This is a genomic window from Sabulicella glaciei (genome assembly GCF_026183895.1).
Classification (GTDB): domain Bacteria; phylum Pseudomonadota; class Alphaproteobacteria; order Acetobacterales; family Acetobacteraceae; genus Roseococcus; species Roseococcus glaciei.
This window is the reverse complement of record NZ_JAPFQI010000006.1, coordinates 62,540-79,416: the sequence shown is the minus strand read 5'-3', so window position 1 is coordinate 79,416 and position 16,877 is coordinate 62,540. Positions and strand designations below refer to the sequence as shown.

The 16,877-nt window shown below is 72.1% G+C and carries 15 protein-coding genes and 1 pseudogene; 6 read left to right on the top strand and 10 right to left on the bottom strand.

Annotation, left to right across the window (positions count from 1 at the left end; all coding sequences use genetic code 11):
* Window positions 1-6: 6 nt before the first annotated feature.
* The 3 genes from OF850_RS10250 to OF850_RS10240 are packed head-to-tail and all read right to left on the bottom strand — an operon-like array spanning window position 7 to window position 2,746.
* A complete protein-coding gene (locus tag OF850_RS10250; RefSeq protein WP_301589973.1) occupies window positions 7-534 on the bottom strand; it encodes a Smr/MutS family protein in 528 nt (175 codons plus the stop codon).
* Window positions 534-1,322, bottom strand: a complete 789-nt coding sequence (locus tag OF850_RS10245; protein ID WP_301589972.1) for a LutC/YkgG family protein — start codon at window positions 1,320-1,322, stop codon at window positions 534-536. The genes OF850_RS10250 and OF850_RS10245 overlap by 1 nt, the downstream gene beginning before the upstream one ends.
* The gene (locus OF850_RS10240; protein WP_301589971.1) at window positions 1,319-2,746 is read right to left on the bottom strand and encodes a LutB/LldF family L-lactate oxidation iron-sulfur protein; all 1,428 of its coding nucleotides are present in this window, start codon (window positions 2,744-2,746) and stop codon (window positions 1,319-1,321) included. The genes OF850_RS10245 and OF850_RS10240 overlap by 4 nt, the downstream gene beginning before the upstream one ends.
* Window positions 2,747-2,851: 105 nt before the next feature.
* Between OF850_RS10240 and OF850_RS10235 the strand changes: the two genes are divergently transcribed.
* Complete coding sequence (locus OF850_RS10235) at window positions 2,852-3,685, top strand: class I SAM-dependent methyltransferase (RefSeq protein WP_301589970.1); 834 nt, start codon at window positions 2,852-2,854, stop codon at window positions 3,683-3,685.
* Window positions 3,686-3,692: 7 nt separating this feature from the next.
* Here OF850_RS10235 and OF850_RS10230 read toward each other — a convergent pair whose 3' ends face one another.
* A complete protein-coding gene (locus OF850_RS10230) occupies window positions 3,693-7,163 on the bottom strand; it encodes an autotransporter outer membrane beta-barrel domain-containing protein (protein ID WP_301589969.1) in 3,471 nt (1,156 codons plus the stop codon).
* 149 nt (window positions 7,164-7,312) lie between these two features.
* Between OF850_RS10230 and OF850_RS10225 the strand changes: the two genes are divergently transcribed.
* Window positions 7,313-8,641 (top strand): aspartate aminotransferase family protein, encoded by a 1,329-nt coding sequence (locus OF850_RS10225; protein ID WP_301589968.1) that lies wholly within the window; start codon window positions 7,313-7,315, stop codon window positions 8,639-8,641.
* Between the two features lie 174 nt (window positions 8,642-8,815).
* On the opposite strand, the gene OF850_RS10220 is transcribed toward OF850_RS10225, so the two are convergent.
* From OF850_RS10220 to OF850_RS10210, 3 genes and pseudogenes are all read right to left on the bottom strand, one after another.
* Window positions 8,816-9,808, bottom strand: coding sequence for a Bug family tripartite tricarboxylate transporter substrate binding protein (locus OF850_RS10220; RefSeq protein WP_301589967.1), 993 nt, complete (start codon window positions 9,806-9,808; stop codon window positions 8,816-8,818).
* Between the two features lie 167 nt (window positions 9,809-9,975).
* Window positions 9,976-10,188 carry a hypothetical protein gene (locus OF850_RS10215; RefSeq protein ID WP_301589966.1) on the bottom strand — a complete coding sequence of 71 codons (213 nt, stop codon included), beginning with the start codon at window positions 10,186-10,188 and terminating at the stop codon, window positions 9,976-9,978.
* A 5-nt stretch (window positions 10,189-10,193) separates the two neighbouring features.
* Window positions 10,194-10,379, bottom strand: a pseudogene (locus tag OF850_RS10210) (plasmid stabilization protein); the annotation flags it as partial.
* 108 nt (window positions 10,380-10,487) lie between these two features.
* Between OF850_RS10210 and OF850_RS10205 the strand changes: the two are divergent.
* The 4 genes from OF850_RS10205 (at window position 10,488) to OF850_RS10190 (ending at window position 13,798) form a co-directional block, all read left to right on the top strand.
* On the top strand, window positions 10,488-11,468 hold the full coding sequence (locus OF850_RS10205; RefSeq protein WP_301589963.1) for a CobW family GTP-binding protein: 981 nt from the start codon (window positions 10,488-10,490) through the stop codon (window positions 11,466-11,468).
* Complete coding sequence (locus OF850_RS10200; RefSeq protein WP_301589962.1) at window positions 11,465-12,493, top strand: WD40 repeat domain-containing protein; 1,029 nt, start codon at window positions 11,465-11,467, stop codon at window positions 12,491-12,493. Before OF850_RS10205 ends, OF850_RS10200 begins: the two co-directional genes overlap by 4 nt.
* A gap of 23 nt (window positions 12,494-12,516) precedes the next feature.
* Entirely contained in the window at window positions 12,517-13,308 is a 792-nt protein-coding gene (locus OF850_RS10195; RefSeq protein WP_301589961.1) for an aldo/keto reductase, read from the top strand.
* A gap of 61 nt (window positions 13,309-13,369) precedes the next feature.
* A complete protein-coding gene (locus OF850_RS10190; RefSeq protein ID WP_301589960.1) occupies window positions 13,370-13,798 on the top strand; it encodes a DUF3775 domain-containing protein in 429 nt (142 codons plus the stop codon).
* Between the two features lie 67 nt (window positions 13,799-13,865).
* Here the strand turns inward: OF850_RS10190 and OF850_RS10185 are convergent, their stop codons facing one another.
* From OF850_RS10185 to OF850_RS10175, 3 genes are read right to left on the bottom strand one after another with little or no spacing between them, the layout of a single operon-like run.
* Entirely contained in the window at window positions 13,866-14,933 is a 1,068-nt protein-coding gene (locus OF850_RS10185; protein WP_301589959.1) for a hypothetical protein, read from the bottom strand.
* A gap of 31 nt (window positions 14,934-14,964) precedes the next feature.
* The gene (locus OF850_RS10180; protein WP_301589958.1) at window positions 14,965-15,651 is read right to left on the bottom strand and encodes a DUF1194 domain-containing protein; all 687 of its coding nucleotides are present in this window, start codon (window positions 15,649-15,651) and stop codon (window positions 14,965-14,967) included.
* Between the two features lie 37 nt (window positions 15,652-15,688).
* Window positions 15,689-16,831 (bottom strand): DegT/DnrJ/EryC1/StrS family aminotransferase, encoded by a 1,143-nt coding sequence (locus tag OF850_RS10175; protein WP_301589956.1) that lies wholly within the window; start codon window positions 16,829-16,831, stop codon window positions 15,689-15,691.
* Between the last annotated feature and the right edge of the window lie 46 nt (window positions 16,832-16,877).

Here is a 16,877-nt window from a genome sequence, read left to right as displayed (position 1 = left end):
TTCGGGTCATGCGCGCGGGCGGCGCAGCAGCAGGTGCACCGCCCCGGCATTGGCGCGATGCGGATGCGCCGCGCCGAGCACGAGGCCGCGCAGCCCCGGCGCGTTCAGCCAATGCGGCAATTCCCGACGCAGCACCCCGCCTTCGGCCGAGGAGCCCTTGCCGGTGACGATGCACACGCAGCGAACCCCATCCGCCAGCGCAGAATGGAGAAAGGAGGACACGGCGCCATGCGCGGCGGCGGCGGTCATGCCGTGCAGGTCCAGCTTGCGCTCCGGCCGCAGCTTGCCGCGCCGGAGGTCGCGCCAGCGCCGTGCGTCGAGGCCGGGCGGCGGGGCGCCCACCGCCACCTCCGGCGGGGGCAGGCGCGGCTTGGGCGGCGGGGGTGCGGCGGGGCGGGGCGGCGGCGTGATCGTGACGGTGGGCGCGGAAGGCAGCGGCGGGACGGCACGGCCGGGCAGCACCCGCACGCGCTGGGCATAGGCCGCCCAGACCGCGCGGTCCTCCTCCGTCAACTCGCCCCGGCGACGGCGCATCAATCGCCCGGGCTGGCGGGCTCGCCCGGTTCCGCGATGGGGTGGCGCGCCGGCTCGGGGCGCAAATCCGGCGCCGCCGCCACCGCCTCGGGCAGGGCGGCCGGGTCGTCATCCAGCAGGATGACGTGAAGGCGGCGCGGCCCGTGCGCGCCCAGCTCCAGCGTCTGCTCGATGTCGGCGGAGCGCGAGGGACCGGTGACCAGCATGACGTTGCGCGGCATGAAGCCGCCGGTCAGCGGGTCCACCCGCTCGGCGCGCAGGAGGTCCCACGCCTCCTCGTAGGCGCCGACGATGCGGCTGGCGCGCAGGAACACCATGGCCGTGTCGGGCAGCAGGTTCAGCGTGGTCGGGCGCTCCCCGGCGACGGGCAACATCAGCGTCCCTGTCTCGGCGACCGCCGCGAAGCCGTGCTGCAGGCTGGCCTGGTCGCTGGCCGCGCCCTTGCGCGCCTCGAACTCGAGCAGCGGACGGTCGCTCCAGTCGATGCCCTGGAGCTCCGGGTGCGGAGCCATGGCGAAGCGCGGCGGCAGGTTGTGGGCCGCGAGGTAGTCCGACACGGCGGCGGGGACAGCGGCGAGGTCCGGCACGCGCTCCACCGTGCCGAACTCCTTCTCCACGTTCCGGATGAACAGGGCCACCTGCCCGGCGCGGTCCAGCCGCGAGCGAGCGGGGATGAGATGGCGGGGATGCGCGGCCATGCGGGCGCGCAGCATCGCCTTCTGGTCCTCCGGCAGCGGGCCGCGCTTCAGCCCGCGCCGGATCGTGCCGAGGATGGCGTCGCGGCTCATGGCCGCGCTCCGCGCTGACGGCGCTTGTATTGCGCCATGAAGGTGCCGCCCTGCGGCACGGGCAGGTCGCGCCCCGCCGTCCAGCCGCCGGCCAGCGGCAGCGTGCGGAAGCTGCCCTTGCCGCGCCCGAGCAGCCCCAGCACGCCGGTCGCGGCGCGCGTTGCCATCCGGTAGAGCGAAGGCCGCATCGCGAACCATGCCCAGAGGCCGAGATTGGCGCGGATCGCCGAGGGCGTCAGGTGACGCTCGAACTCGCGCTCGCGCCAGTGGCGCATCAGCTTGGGCAGCGGGATCTTCACCGGGCAGACGCTTTCGCAGCGGCCGCAGAAGGTGGAGGCGTTGGGCAGGTGCCCGGCCTTGTCTACGCCCACCAGCGTTGGCGTCAGCACCGAGCCCATCGGGCCGGGATACACCCAGCCATAGGCGTGCCCGCCCACCACGCCGTAGACCGGGCAATGGTTCATGCAGGCCGAGCAGCGGATGCAGCGCAGCATGTCCTGGAAATCCGTGCCGACCATGTTGGAACGCCCGGCATCCACCAGGATGACGTGGTACTCCTCCGGCCCGTCCAGGTCGCCCTCGCGCCGCACCCCGGTGGAGAAGGTGGTGTAGACGGAGAAATCCTGTCCCGTGGCCGAGCGCGCGAGCAGGCGCAGCAGAGAGGTGCAGTCCTCCAGCGTGGGCACAACCTTCTCGATGCTGGCGAGGACGATGTGGACGCGCGGCAGGGTCTGCGTCAGGTCGCCATTGCCCTCGTTGGTGACGATGACGCTGCTGCCCGTCTCGGCGACAAGGAAGTTCGCGCCGGTGATGCCCACGTCGGCGACAAGGAACTTGTCGCGCAGCCGGGACCGCGCCTCCGTGAGGATGTCGCGCCGCTCGTGGAAGACGCGGTCCTTCGGCAGGTCGGTGTGGGAGGCGCGGAAGCTTTCCTCCCAATCCTCGCGGTTCAGGTGGAAGGCCGGGCCGATGATGTGCGAGGGCGGCTCATTGCGAAGCTGGAGGATGTACTCGCCCAGGTCGGTCTCGACCGGCTGGATGCCGTGCGCCTCCAGGTGGTCGTTGATCCCCAGCTCCTCGGAGATCATGGATTTGCCCTTGGTGACGGTGCGCGCCCCGGCGCGGCGGCAGATCTCCAGCACGGCGCGGCGGGCGTCATCGGCGGTGTGGCACCAGTGCACGTGACCCCCGGCCCCCTGCACCTTCGCCTCGTACTCCTCCAGGTAGAAATCCAGGTGCTGGAGGGTGTGGTTCTTGATGTCGCGGCCGATGTCGCGCAGCCGCTCGAATTCCGGCAGGCCGGCGACGGCGGCGCCGCGCTTGCTGAGGAAGCCGCCCTTGGCGCGGTCGAGCGCCTTCTGCAGGCCGGGGCTTTCCAGCGCGCGGGCGGCATTGTCCTTGAAGGCAGGCGAGGTGACGAGCACGGGGCGGGGTTTCCCGGAAAGGGGCTGGTTCCCGCAGCATAGCGCAAGCGGCGCCCGCGCGGAACGCGCTGGACCGCGCACAGCGCCTCCGGCAGGCTTGCCGCGATGGAGGAGGATTGGCGCCGGCTGAACCGCGCGAACTGGGATGAGCGCACAGCGCTTCACCTGGGCCCGCGCGGCTACGACTTGTCCACGCACCGGGCGGGGCGCGGCCGCCTTGACCCTATCGTGGAGGCGATGCTGCCGCCGCTGGAGGGTCTGCGGATCCTGCACCTGCAATGCCACATCGGCGATGACAGCCTGGCGCTGGTCCAGCGCGGCGCGCGGGAAGTGCTTGGGGTGGACTGGAGCCCGCCTGCCATCGCCGCCGCCCGCGCCCTGGCTGCCGAGACCGGCGCCGCGGCGCTGCGCTTCACCGAAAGCGACGTGCTGGCCGCGCCGGAGGCGATGCCCGGCGAGGAGGGCGGCTTCGACCTCGTCTTCACCTCCTGGGGGACGATCGGCTGGCTGCCCGACATCCGCGCCTGGGCGCGGGTGGTGGCGCATTTCCTGCGGCCCGGCGGGCGCCTCCTTTTCGCCGATTGCCACCCCGTCACCGCCGTGTTCGACGGCTGGTCCCCGCCCGGCGACCCGGAAGGGAAGCCCGACTGGCTCGTCCCCTATTTCGAGCGCAAGGGCCGCGTCTTCGAGGAGGCGGTGGATTACTGCGACCCCTCCGTGCCTATCCGCAACAGCCGGACCGTGGCGTGGCTGCACCCGCTGGGCGACGTGCTGAACGCGCTGCACGAGGCCGGGCTGCGGCTGGAGCGGCTGCGCGAGCATGACCGCCTCCCCTGGGCCTTTTTTCCCGGCCTGGTGCGCGGGGCGGACGGTCTATGGACCTGGCCGTCCCAGCCCTGGCTGCCCCTGGCCTACAGCTTGGTCGCGTCCAAGGTTTGACGCCCCCTCAGAAGCTCATCCGCACCCCGCCCGAGACGGTCTGCGCCGAAAGGTTGCTCCGCCATTCCGAGGCGTAGTCCAGGAAGAGGGAGACGCCGGGGCGCAGCGAAAGCCTGACGCCCGCGCCCAGCAGCGCCGCGTCGCGGCCCAGCCGGGTGGAGGCGACGCGGAACCCGGCATCCGGCGCGCCGAGCAGCGCGGCGCGCGTCGTGGCCGAGGCATCGGCGAATTCATGCGCCCAGCCGGCGCGGAGCGACGGCGCGACCGACATGCCGTCCCAGGGCAGGTCCAGGCGCCGGGACACCGTCATCCCGAGCACGCTGCGGACGGACAGCATGTCGCCGCCCTGCACGCGCAGCCCCAGGCTGCCCGCGCCGGTTTCGGTCGCGCCCGCGCGGTCCACGCGGTCGAGGCGCAGGGCGAGGCTGGGCTCGAGGCGCCATCCGGCGGCTTCCATCGCCACGCCGGCCCGCAGCCCAGCGCCAAGGGAGCCGCCCTCCGCCGCGCCGCGCGCCTGGCGGCCAAAGGCGGCGAGGACGCGACGCGACGCATCACGCGCCCAGCCACCGCCCGCATCGCCCTCGACAAAGACGCCGCGCGGCCCCGTCCAGCCGCCATACAGGGCGAGGTTCAGCGCCTCCCCCTCGATGCGGGCGCCGGCGCGGGTGGTGACCACGCCGGAGGTGTAGCCCACCGCGACGCCTGCCCGGGTCCCGGCGCCGAGACGGATCTCCGTGCCCGCGGCGACCCCGCCGAGGCCGGCCGTGAAGCCCGGCGCGCCGTCGCGCCCCGCCCGCAGCATCGGCTGGCCCAGGGCGCGGAACCAGGCCGCGCGCTCGGGTCCCAGCGCGACGCCCTGCGCGGCCCGCGCGTCACCGGTCCCACGCGCGAGGGCGAGCTGGTCGGACAGCCCGGCCGTGAAGGCCTGCCGGGCGGAAAGCCGTGCCGCCAGCCCGTCACCCCATGAGGTTCCGGCCAGCGCCTCCAGCGTCGCCGGCAGGACGGAAGGGGCCAGGGCATAGAGCGGGCCGAAGACCGAAGCCGCCTCGCCGGACAGGCGAGGGCCCGCGGCGGGGCGGAAGGCGTCCAGCGCCGCGCCGGCCGCCGCTTGGTTGGCCGTCTGCGGGAGCCCGGCATCGCGTAGCGCGCCATAGGCGGCGGGGGTCGTCAGCAGGGTGACGCTGTTGGGCGCGTAGAGCAGGTCGAAGCGCGTCCCGACCGTGCCGCTGGCAGGCTGCGCCACCGCGGTGAACTGGCCCGAGATGCCGCCATCGGCCTGCACGATGGTGAAGCCCTGCCCGAGCGCGGGAGTGAAGCCGTTGGTCGCGCCGGACAGGCCGCGCAGCGCGGGGGCGACGGTGCCGGCGGCGGCAAAGCCGCCCCCCTGCACCACCACGCGGTCGAACTGGCCCGCGCCATTCCCGGTTCCCGTGCCGTCCAGCTCCACCGCCAGGACGGAGCCGGGCAGCATCGTGACCGGCGCCGAGAAGACCAGCGTTCCCGGGGAATTGCCGGGGTCCAGCGTGCCGGCGACCGCCGTGGGGGCGTTCACCGTGCCGGTGCCGCCCAGCGTCGCGCCCGGCGCGACGAGCAGCGCCGGAGCGGTCAGGCTGCCCGAGACCGACAGGCGGCCGCCGCCCAGCGTCACCGGGCTGGCGGAAACCGCATCCCCCGCGTGATCCAGCCGGCCATCGCCCAGCACGGAAAGCGCGCCGTCATGGGTGAAGGCGCCGCGCAAGGCGATGACGAAGCCGCCCGTGGTGTCGAAGCTGCCGTTCGTCGCACTGACCGGACGCAGGATCGCGAGGTCGGCGAGGGCCTTGAGCGTCCCTCCATTCAGCGTCAGCGGAGCGCCCGCCGCGCCGAGGGCGAGGTCCGAGGCAGTGGCGAGAACCGCGCCGCCGCGAACCAGCGTGCCGCCCGCCTGGGTGTTGGCGCCGCTCAGCGTCACCTGGCCCGTGCCGCTGACCGTCAGCTGCCCAGCGCCGGAAAGATTGCCGGTGAGCGCGACGTTGCGCCCGCCCGGCTGCACCGTGCCGCCCTGGGCGGTGAGCGCGACGGCATTGGGCAGGGTGAAGGCACCCGCGCCGATCAGCCGCCCGCCATCCAGCGTCAGCGGACCCGAGCCAAGCTCGTTCCCCGCGCTGATGGCCAGGCCCGTGCCTGGACCGACGGCCGTCCCGCCGGAATACGTGCCCCGCCCCGCCAGGTTGAAGGTGCCGCCCCCCGAAAGCGTCAGCGCATGCGGGCCGGAAATGCCCCCGGTCAGCCCCGCCGTGCCGGCGCTGGCAAGCGCCGTATCGGCGGCCAGCACCACGGGCAGGCTGGACAGGAACAGGCCGGGAAGCTGCCAGGAGCCCTGGAGCACGAAGCCGGGCGTCACCTGCCCCTCGGTGGCGCCGGCGGCGCGGCGATAGCCGATGAAGCCGTTGCCGCTGTCGAAGATGACGTCGAAGGCGTTCAGCGCGTAGCGCCCCGTGTTCACGAAGGGCGAGGTGCCATGCGGGATGATGACGGCGCTGGGCTCGAGGGCCGAGCCGCCGCCCACCGTGAACCCGTAGGAGGCGAGCCCCGCCGCCCCCAGCCCGGGCAGCGACACCGCGATGCGCGTCCCGGCGGGCACGGCCTGCCCGGCGACGAAGCCGGCGGCGGCGCCAGGCACCAGGAACATCTCGTTCACGCCGGTATCCACCAGCGAGTTCCCCTGCCCCGCAACGCCGTTGACGGTCGTGCCGCCGGTCGCGGGCATCCATTCGCCGGGGATGGCCGGGTTGGGCAGCAGCCGCGCGAAGGCGGCCCCGGCCGTGTCGGCGGGCGTCAGGCCCAGGGTGACGCCGCCCCGCGTCACGACATAGCCGGGGGTGTAGCCGGAACCGGGCGCCACCGCGTCGAGCCCGTTGGGGCCCCGCATCTGCACGATGTTGATCAGCGCGTTGTCGCGCGGGCGGGAGCCTTGCTGCTGGTCCGCTTCCCGCGCGAAGCCGACGCCCATCATGGCGACGCCGCTGGGGACGGTGGTGGCGGTGCATTCGCGAGCGTTGTGCTGACAGGTGATCTCCGTCACCTGCAGCACCGGCACCTCGGCCACGGCGGCCACGCCCTGCGCGTCGTGGATGTTCACCCGCGTCAGGTACCAGGTGCCGTGGTTGATGCGCCCGGAGCTGGTGTAGGTCAGTTGGCCGGGGCCGATCGCCACGTCGCCCGCCTGCGGCTGGAAGTTGTCCGGCGAGGCGACGAGGCCCATGGAGCCCGTGTCCATGGTGAAGGACTGGGCGCCCGGCGTGAAATTCCCGCCCGACAACCCGCTGAAGGAAAGCCGGAGCGACGGCGAATGCACCAGCTGCCCGTTCGTCACGGCATTGTGGTAGGGCACGAAGATGCTGGCGGTGCTGCCGTCATACAGGTTCCAGCCCTGCGCGGAGGCGGCAGAGGCCGCGAGCACGAAGGCCAGGGCGGGGGGCGGGACGCGTCGGCGCATCGGGGTGTCCAGGACAGGGTTCCGCAGCCCCTAGCCGCACCGCGCTCCCTCCAGAAAGGACGGAGTTCTACGGATTCCCCCTCTTGGCGGGTGTTCCAACCGCCGCCCGCTTGGGTCTAAGGTCGCCCCGACCGCCAAGGATCCGCCCGATGAACGAGATCACGATCCCCCGCCCGAACGACCTCGACGCGTTCTGGATGCCCTTTAGCGACAACAAGTACTTCAAGGGCACGCCGCGCCTGCTCGCCCGCGCCGAGGGCATGCACTACTTCACCCCCGAGGGGCGCGAGGTGCTGGACGGCACGGCCGGGCTGTGGTGCTGCAATGCCGGCCATGGCCGCCGCGAGATCACCGAGGCGATCCAGAAGCAGGCCGCCATCCTGGACTTCGCGCCGACCTTCCAACTCGGCCACCCCATCGCCTTCGAGGCGGCAGCGCGCGTCGCCGACCTGACACCCGACGGGCTGGACCGCGTCTTCTTCACCAATTCGGGCAGCGAGAGCGCCGACACGGCGCTGAAGATCGCCCTCGCCTACCAGAAGGCCATCGGCCAGGCGCAGCGCGTGCGCCTCGTGGGGCGTGAGCGCGGCTATCACGGCGTCGGCTTCGGTGGCATGTCGGTGGGCGGCATCGGCCCGAACCGCAAGCAGTTCGGCGCCATGCTGCCCTATGTGGACCATCTTTCCGCCACCCACCTTCCCGACCGCAACGCCTTCAGCAAGGGCCAGCCCGAGCACGGCGCCTTCCTGGCCGAGGAGGTCGAGAAGCTGGTCGCGCTGCATGGCGACACCATCGCCGCGGTGATGGTGGAGCCGGTCGCCGGCTCGACCGGCGTGCTGGTGCCGCCCGTCGGCTACCTGGAGAAGCTGCGCGAGCTGTGCAGCAAGTACGGCATTCTCTTGATCTTCGACGAGGTGATCACGGGCTTCGGCCGCATCGGCAACTATTTCGGCTCCGAGCGCCTGGGCGTGACGCCCGACATCATCACCATGGCCAAGGGGCTGACCAACGCCGCCGTGCCGATGGGCGCCGTGGCGGTGAAGAACGAGGTCCACGACGCCATCGTGACCGGCGTGGCCGGCGGCATCGAATTCTTCCACGGCTACACCTACTCCGGCCACCCGCTGGCCTCGGCCGCCGCCATCGCTGCCATGGAGATCCATGTGCGCGAGGACCTGCCCGGCCGCGTCCGCGCCATCGAGCCCTACTGGGAGGAAGCGGCCCATTCGCTGCGCGCGGCGCCGGGCGTCATCGACATCCGCAACCACGGGCTGATCGCGGGGATCGAGCTGCAGTCCACCGCCGGCAAGCCAGGCGACCGCGCCATGCGGATCTTCCGCCGCTGCTTCGACGATGGGCTGCTGGTGCGGGTGACGGGCGACATCGTCGCGCTCTCGCCGCCGCTTATCATCGAGAAGTCGCATGTGGACCGCATCGTCACCACGCTGGGCGACGCGATTCACAAGGAAGCCGCATAGCGGTTTCCTTGTAGCTTTCAGGCGCCAGGCGCGCGCTCCGCGCGCCTGGCTTTCGCCACGCCACGGTCGTGCTGGTTGCGCGATTGATCTTGCGGTGCCGGCCGCCATGCGGCCGGATCAGGGCCGGCAGGCAATGGTGTGGCGCTGGCGGAATCCCGCCAGCGCCGTGTCTTGTCAGTCCAACGAAGCGCCCGAGGCCTCGACGAGGCCCTGCCAGACCCGCTCCTGCGCGCGCAGGTACTCGCCGAAGGCAGCCGGGCTCTCGTCCCACACCGGGGTGAAGCCCAGCGGCTCCAGCCGCGCCTTGAAGTCGTCGGAGCGGACGACCTGCACCAGCGCCTCGTGCAGGCGCTGAATCGCCGGCGCAGGGGTGCGGGCGGGCACGGAACCCGAGTACCAGGACTGCATGTCAATATTGGCGTTGGGCAGCACTTCCTTCATGCCCGGCACGTCGCGCAGCTCGGGCACGTAGGCGACGCGCTCGGCGCTGCCCACGGCCAGCGGGCGGAAGCGGCCCGAGCGGACATGCGGCATCAGCGCCGGGATCACGTCGAACATCATGTCGATCGTGCCGGACAGCAGGTCGGTGATGGCCGGGCCGCCGCCGCGATACGGGATGTGGCTGATGTCGATCCCCGCCGCCCGGTTGACGGAAGACAGCGTCAGGTGGCTGACCGTGCCGGTGCCGGAGGAGCCCATGCTGATCCGCCCCGGCGCGGCCTTCGCGGCGGCGACGAGGTCGGCGAAGCTCCGCCAGGGCCGATCCGCATTCACCACCAGCAGCACCGTCCCGGTCGAGACGCGCGTGACGGGCGCGAGGTCGCGCATCGGGTCGAAGGGCATGGAGCGGCGGTACAGGAACTTGTTCGCGGCCAGGATGCTGGCATTGCCGAGCAGGATGGTGTGCCCGTCCGCCTCGGCCTTGGCGACCGCATCGGCGCCGATGTTGCCGCCCGCGCCGCCCCGGTTGTCCACCAGGATGGTCTGGCCGAGGATGGGCTGCAGCCGCTCCGCCAGGAGGCGCCCGGTAATGTCCACCGCGCCGCCCGCGGCGAAGGGCACGATCATCCGGACGGTTCGGTTCGGGTAGCTGGCCTGGGCGGAAGCGAGGCCCGGCATGGCCAGGATAGCCGCCGCGCCCATCATCTGGCGCCGTGTCGTGCTCATGAACAACTCTCCTCGAGGCTGGAACGCATCGCGGTGGCACGGATGCCACGGCGAGGCGGAGCCGTGAAGCATGACGGGCGCGTCATCCGGGCCGCGTCAAGCCGTGCACGGCCCCAAAAAGCGGCGTTCTGCCCCTGGCCCCGGCAATCGTGAAGCGCGGGCTGCCCTCAGCCGCTCTTGCCCACTTGGTCCTTCATGGCGCCCGCGGTCTCGCCGCTGGTGCCCGAGGCGGGGCCGGTGCCCTCCCCCTTGCCCTCGCTGGCGCGCTCCGTGTGCTTCTTCGTCTTGTCCGCCGCCATGTCCGGCGTGGTGGAGCGCGTGTCCATCTCGCCGCCCGTGGTCTTGGAAGACCAGTCCGGCTTGTTCTGCCCGCCGCCCATGGTCAATGCACCGTCGACTTGCTGCGGCCGGAGCCGGACTTCTTGCCGCCGCCATCCTGCTTGTTGACGGTGGCCCAGGCCCGCGCCTCGGCCTCCTTGTCCGGGACGCCCTGCGCCTCGTAGCCCTCGGCGATGTGCTCGGCCTTGCGCTTCTGCTTGTCGGTGTACTTGTCCTTGGAACCCTGGCTCATCGTGGCCTCCTCGACGCTTCGGAGGGGCAACGTCCCGGGCGGGCGGGGGTTTTGCCTCCCGCCGGGCGCGGTCCATATAGGGCGAAAGCCTGACGGAGTTTCCTTCCCATGGTGCAGAACCCTTCCGATCCCGTACCCGTGACCGTGCTCACCGGCTATCTCGGCGCGGGCAAGACCACGCTGCTGAACCGCATCCTCACGGAGAACCACGGCAAGAAATACGCCGTGGTGATCAACGAGTTCGGCGAGCTGGGCGTGGACAACGACCTCGTGGTGGATGCCGACGAGGAAGTGTTCGAGATGAACAACGGCTGCATCTGCTGCACCGTGCGCGGCGACCTGATCCGCATCCTGTCCGGGCTGATGAAGCGGCGCGACCGGTTCGACGGCATCATTGTCGAAACGACGGGCCTCGCCGACCCAGCCCCCGTCGCGCAGACCTTCTTCGTGGACGAGGACGTGAAGCGGGCCACCAAGCTCGACTCGATCGTGACGGTGGTAGACGCCAAGCACCTCGCCGCGCGCCTCGACGACAGCAAGGAGGCGGAGGAGCAGATCGCCTTCGCCGACCTCCTGATCCTCAACAAAATGGACCTGGTGAGCGAGGAAGAGGCGCAGGCGGTCGAGCGCCGCATCCGCGCCATCAACCCCTATGCCGAGATCCGCCGCGCCACCAAGTCGGACGTGCCGGTGAACGAGGTGCTGGGCCGCGACAGCTTCTCGCTGGAACGCATCCTGGACCGCGAGCCGGAGTTCCTGTCCGGCGAGGACGAGCACGAGCACGACAGCGAGATCAACAGCGTCTCCTTCGAGGTGTCGCGCCCGATCGACCCGGAGAAGTTCAACTCCTGGATGAGCGACCTCCTTGCCGCCAAGGGGCAGGACCTGTTGCGGACCAAGGGCATCCTCGCCTATCCGGGCGATGATCGCCGCTTCGCCTTCCAGGCGGTGCACATGATCGCCGATGGCGACTTCATCGGCCCCTGGAAGGAGGACGACGAACGGCGCTCCAAGATCGTCTTCATCGGCCGCGACCTGAACCGCCCCGTCCTGCGCCGCGGCTTCGAGGCCTGCCAGGTGCCGGCGTGAGCACCACCGCTCCCGCTCCTGATTTCCTCATCAACGGCCGCGGCACCAGCGCCGACCTGGGCGCCTGGGTGGTGAGCCTCGCCTTCGGGCGCGACGGGCGCGGCCTTTTCGCGGGACTTGGCGACGGCACGGTCCGCATCGCCCAGCCCGGCGCCGAGTGGCGCGTGGTGGAGGCGCATGACGGCGCGGTGCTGTCCCTTTGCGCCGACGCGAAGGAGGGCGCGCTGTCGGGCGGCGATGACGGCCGCCTCATACGCGTGCCTTTCGAGGGCACGGCAGAGGAAGTGGCGCGCTACGGCTCCAAGTGGATCGAGCACGTCGCCGCCCACGAGACCGGGCTGCGCGCCTGCGCCGTGGGCAAGGCGGTCCACGTGCTGGACGCGAAGGGCGCGGCGCTGAAGTCGCTCGCCCATCCCTCCACGGTCGGCGGGGTCGCCTTTGACGGCAAGGGCAAGCGCGTCGCCGCCTCGCACTACAACGGCGCCTCGCTCTGGTTCGTCGGCGCGAAGGAGGACAAGCCGCGCGTGCTGGAGTGGAAGGGAAGCCACCACGCCATCACCCTGAGCCCGGACGGCACCCATGTCGTGACCGCGATGCAGGAGGCGTCGCTGCATGGCTGGCGCCTTGCCGACGGGCAGCACATGCGGATGTCCGGCTACCCGGCCAAGACGCATTCCCTGTCCTTCACGGCGCGCGGCAAGTGGCTGGCGACCAGCGGGGCCGAGGCGGTGGTGCTGTGGCCCTTCTTCGGCGGCGGCCCGATGGGTAAAGCGCCCACGGAACTCGCGGGCGGCGACGGGGTGATCTGCACCCGCGTCGCCTGCCACCCGCAGCACGAGATGGTGGCCGCCGGCTTCGAGGACGGGCTGGTGCTGCTCACCGATATCGGCTCCGGCCGGGTCCTGCCCATCGCGCCACCGGGCGGGGGGGGCATCTCCGCCCTGGTGTGGAACGCCAACGGCACCCTGCTCGCCTTCGGGACGGAGGAAGGGCGCTGCGGCATCGTGGATCTCAGCAAGCGATGATTCTAGAAACGAAATTGTTGCGGATGCCGGCGCTCGGCCTCGGCACCTGGCCGATGCGCGGCGCGGAGTGCGAGGCGGGGGTGGAATCCGCCCTTGCCCTTGGCTACCGCCACCTCGACACCGCCGAGATGTACGGCAACGAGCGCGAGGTGGGCACGGCCCTGCGGCGCAGCGGAGTCCCGCGCGGGGAGGTCTTCGTCACCACCAAGGTCTGGTGGGACCGCACGGCCGGCCCGGCGCTGCGCGAGGCCGCCCTCGCCTCGCTGGATCGCCTGGGGCTGGACCATGTGGACCTCCTGCTCATCCACTGGCCTTCGCCGGGGATGGACCTCCCTTCCCTGCTGGAGGCGCTGGCGCGGCTGCGGGAGGAGGGGCGTGCCAGTGCGGTGGGCGTGTCCAACTTCCCGGCCGGGATGCTGCGCCGGGCGCTCGGCCTCCGGATCGCCCCCCTCGCCTGCGTGCAGGTCGAGCACCATGTCATGCTGGACCAGTCGCGCCTGCTGGAGGTCACGGAACAGGCAGGCATAGTGCTGTCCTCCTACACGCCGCTCGGCAAGGGCGACGTGCTGGACCACGCCGCGCTGCGCGCCGTGGCGGGGAAGCACGGCGCCACCCCGGCCCAGGTGGCGCTGGCCGCAATCCTGGGGCGCGGGCGCGTCGCTGCCATCCCCAAGGCCCAGGGGGTGGAGCGCCAACGCGAGAATCTGGGCGCGCTGGACCTTCGCCTCGACGCGGAGGACTTGGCCGCCCTCGCGGCGCTTCCGCAGGACCGGCGCTTCGTCCAACCGGATTTCGCCCCCGACTGGAAAGCGTGAAACGGTTCCTTCCTTCGCGTGTTCGCCAGCCGGAACGTGGAACAGCAAGGAGCCCAAACCCATGCCCGCGACGGACGAAGACGGCGAGGTGGATCTGGGCGTCAGCCTGGAGGTGGTCGTGACGGTCGTGGACCTCGCCAACGCCGTGCAGTCCCCTGAGGAAGGCACGATGGGCGATGGCGACGAGGACGAGGAGCTGGACGACGAGAGCGAGGCGGACGACCTCGACGACGAGGACGTCACGCTCGACGTGCTCACCGAGTTCATCGACGAGCTGAACGAGGACCAGCAGGCCGCGCTGATCGCCCTGGCCTGGATCGGGCGTGGCGACTACGACGCGGAATCCTGGGACGAGGCGCTGAAGCTCGCCTATGAGCGCAACGCGGCAGGCACGGCGGCGCAGTACCTCGTGGACATGCAGGGTCTGGGCGACCTGCTCGCCGAAGGCGTCGCCGCCTTCGGGCTAAGCGTGGAGGATGTGGAGCGGTAAGGCATTCCCGAGCCGGGCGGCATCGCCCGGCGACTCGGGGAAGGCGCGAAACGGATCCGCTCCCGCCTCACATCAGGCGGAAGCGCCCGATCCAGCCCGGGTCAGGCGCCAGCACCAATTCCAGCGGCGCGCGCAGCGATGCGTCCAGCACGCGGTCGCGCGCCGCCTCCTCGGCGAGCGGCGTCGGCTCCGCCGGGTCGTCCAGCGCGGCCGCGCCGGGGAAGGATTCGGCCAGCAGCGCCAGGGCGCGGCGCGGATCCTCGCGGTCGAGAAGCATGACGGCGCGCGGGTCGAAGCGCAGCAGCACGGCGCAGCCCGAAGCGGCCAGCGCCTCGCGCGCCGCCAGCGCCTCGCCCACCGCACCGGCGGCGCCGAGGCGCAAGAGGCCGGGCGCCCCTTGCGGCGCGGCGACGAGTTCGGCGGCGGGCGGGGCAGCGACCGCGTAGGGCGAGGCATCGGCGATGCCGTTGCCGGCGAGGTTGGCGGCCAGGAAGGCGGCCTCGCGCAGCCTTTCCTCGAAGCAGCGCAGCCCGCCATGGCCCGGCAGGGCGGCCGCCATCGCGAGCGTGATCAGCCCGATCCCCGCGCCGCTATCCACCAGCGGAACCCCTTTCGCGCCATCCGGCCACAGGGCGCGCAGCGCGGCCGCCACGGCGGGGGCCGGGGCGGGCGCCCCGGTGAAATCCGGGTCGCGCGTGTCGCCCAGCAGCGTCCCTTCCCAGTCGAGCAGGCGCAGGGCGCGGCTGCGCAGCCCCTCGCGCGGCGGCAGCATCGCACGCACCGCCTCGCCCGCGAACAACTCGCGCCGCAGCGCGTCCAGGTCCGCTCCGGCGCGCAGGCGGCGTTCCACCTCAGCCGGCGCGGGGGCGTGGCCGTCGCGCAGCACCAGCATCGCCTCCACCGCCGCCGGGCCGACGGCCCAGGAGGCCACGGAGCGCTCCGCCTGCCCGGCGGCGACGCGGCCCTGGAATTCGGGGCTGCGCAGCATGTCGTGGCGAAGCCTCTCCAGCCCGACGCCGCGCCATTGCTCAATCACCTCGGGGGATTCGGGGTCGCGACCCAGCAGCAGGCGGTAGGCCCAGCCCACCGTTTCGGCGGTCAGCGGCGCCGTCGCGCCATCCGTCATCGATGTCATGGGCGGGATTCAGCCCCGCCGGGGGGAAAGATCAAGCGATCTCCCGGATCAGCTTGCGCCGCACCGCCGTGCCGAAGCTTTCAAAATCCTCCGCCACGATCATGAAGGCGCCCGGCCCGCCGATCACGTTCTCCGCGTAGTACTGGTCCAGCGGGATGGGCGGCATGCGGCCGAAGGCCGGGCGGTCGTTGACGATGGGCAGGCCGTTCACCGTGATGCCCTCCGCCACCGCCTCGTCCCGCGCGAGGGAGGACGGGCGGCCGCTGTTGTTCACCCCGTCGCCCGAAACGTCGATGACGCGCCGCGTCGCCTCGAAGGGCGACTGTTCCAGCACGCGGCGCGAAAAATCAATGGCGCCCGAGATGGAGGTCCAGGACAGCGAGGCGCGCGGCGCCTCGGCCAGGGCCTGCGACCAGGCTTCCGCGTCCTGCGCGTCGGCGATGCGCGTCCAGGGCAGGACGAGGCGCTGGTACTCGAACCCCGCCCATTCGACATAGGCCAGGCCGACGGCGCCGATCATGCCGCGCCCGATCGCCTCCACCACGCGCGGGTCGCTCACCGCCGCGCGGTAGCCCTCGCGCTGGAGGCGCGCCTCGTCCTCGTCGATGGAGCGGGACACGTCCACGGCCAGGACGAGGGCGACATCCACCGGATCATTGGCCCGCGCCGCGAAAGGCAGGGCGGCGGGCAGACCGGCGAGGAGGCTTCGGCGGCGCATGGCGCATCGAAGCGCGCCTTGCCCCCGGGCCGCAACGTCAAAGCGTGGGAAGCAGCGCCTCGCACACGCGATCCACCTGCGCTTCCGAGAGATAGGGGTGCATGGGCAGGGACAGGACCTGGCCGGACAGCGCCTCGGAAACCGGCAGCGGGGCGGCGCCCGTCTCCGCATGGGCCGCGCGGTAGGCGGGCTGGTGATGCAGCGGCTTCGGATAGTAGATGGCCGAGGGGATGCCCGCCGCCTTCAGCGCCGCCTGTGCGCGCTCCCGCTGCTCGGCGCTCTCCAGCCGCAGGGTGAACAGGCCCCAGGCGCTTTCCATCCCCGCATCCACGCGCTGCATGGCGACGCGCCCGGCGAGGCGCTCGCGGTAGCGGGCGGCGACGGCGGAGCGCCCCTCCAGCTCACGCCCGAACAGCGTCATCTTGCACAGGAGGATGGCGGCCTGGAGCGTGTCCAGCCGCCCGTTCATGCCGGTCCGCAGCACCTCGTAGCGGTGCCCACCCTCGCCATGGGTGCGCAGCGAGCGGTACAGCTCCGCCCGCTCGGCGCTGTCGGTGAGCAGCGCGCCGCCATCGCCGTAACCGCCCAGGGTCTTGGTCGGGTAGAAGGACAGGGCCGCGGCCCCGCCCCAGCGCCCCAGCCGCTTGCCGTGCAGCGCGGCGCCAAAGGCCTGCGCGGCGTCGTCCAGGGCGAACATGCCGTGCTCGGCGCAGAGCGCCTCGATGGCGGGCCAGTCGGCGGGCAGGCCGAACAAATCCACCCCCACCACGGCGCGCGGGCGCAGCCGGCCTTCCTTCGCCACCGCCTCCACCCGCCGGCGCAGGTAGGCGAGGTCGATGTTGAAGCTTTCGGGGTCCACGTCCACGAAGACGGGGGTGGCGCCCAGCACCAGTGGCACCTCGGCCGTCGCGGTGTAGGTGAAGGCGGGCAGGAACACCGCGTCGCCGCGCCCGATCCCCTCGGCCATCATGGCGATCTGCAAGGCATCCGTGCCGGAGGACACGCCCACCGCATGGGCGCAGCCGGCGAACTCGGCCAGGGCCGCCTCCAGCTCCGCCACCTCGGGCCCGTTGATGAAGCGGCCGGAGGACAGGACATGCGCCACGCGGCGGTCGATCTCGCCGCGGATCAGCGCCTGCTGCGCCTGCATGTCGAAAAGGGCGATCGGGGTGTCGGTCATGGCGCGCTTCCTGCGGCCTCTGCCGGGGGCAATCAAGTCCCACCCC

What these genes read in the sequence shown, in the direction of transcription:
- OF850_RS10175 (WP_301589956.1), bottom strand. Translation starts at nt 16,831, where the DNA reads ATGACCGACACCCCGATCGCCCTTTTCGACATGCAGGCGCAGCAGGCG.
- OF850_RS10245 (WP_301589972.1), bottom strand. Translation starts at nt 1,322, where the DNA reads ATGAGCCGCGACGCCATCCTCGGCACGATCCGGCGCGGGCTGAAGCGC.
- OF850_RS10180 (WP_301589958.1), bottom strand. Translation starts at nt 15,651, where the DNA reads ATGCGCCGCCGAAGCCTCCTCGCCGGTCTGCCCGCCGCCCTGCCTTTC.
- OF850_RS10195 (WP_301589961.1), top strand. Translation starts at nt 12,517, where the DNA reads ATGCCGGCGCTCGGCCTCGGCACCTGGCCGATGCGCGGCGCGGAGTGC.
- OF850_RS10185 (WP_301589959.1), bottom strand. Translation starts at nt 14,933, where the DNA reads ATGACATCGATGACGGATGGCGCGACGGCGCCGCTGACCGCCGAAACG.
- OF850_RS10230 (WP_301589969.1), bottom strand. Translation starts at nt 7,163, where the DNA reads ATGCGCCGACGCGTCCCGCCCCCCGCCCTGGCCTTCGTGCTCGCGGCC.
- OF850_RS10220 (WP_301589967.1), bottom strand. Translation starts at nt 9,808, where the DNA reads ATGAGCACGACACGGCGCCAGATGATGGGCGCGGCGGCTATCCTGGCC.
- OF850_RS10250 (WP_301589973.1), bottom strand. Translation starts at nt 534, where the DNA reads ATGCGCCGTCGCCGGGGCGAGTTGACGGAGGAGGACCGCGCGGTCTGG.
- OF850_RS10235 (WP_301589970.1), top strand. Translation starts at nt 2,852, where the DNA reads ATGGAGGAGGATTGGCGCCGGCTGAACCGCGCGAACTGGGATGAGCGC.
- OF850_RS10190 (WP_301589960.1), top strand. Translation starts at nt 13,370, where the DNA reads ATGCCCGCGACGGACGAAGACGGCGAGGTGGATCTGGGCGTCAGCCTG.
- OF850_RS10215 (WP_301589966.1), bottom strand. Translation starts at nt 10,188, where the DNA reads ATGGGCGGCGGGCAGAACAAGCCGGACTGGTCTTCCAAGACCACGGGC.
- OF850_RS10205 (WP_301589963.1), top strand. Translation starts at nt 10,488, where the DNA reads ATGGTGCAGAACCCTTCCGATCCCGTACCCGTGACCGTGCTCACCGGC.
- OF850_RS10225 (WP_301589968.1), top strand. Translation starts at nt 7,313, where the DNA reads ATGAACGAGATCACGATCCCCCGCCCGAACGACCTCGACGCGTTCTGG.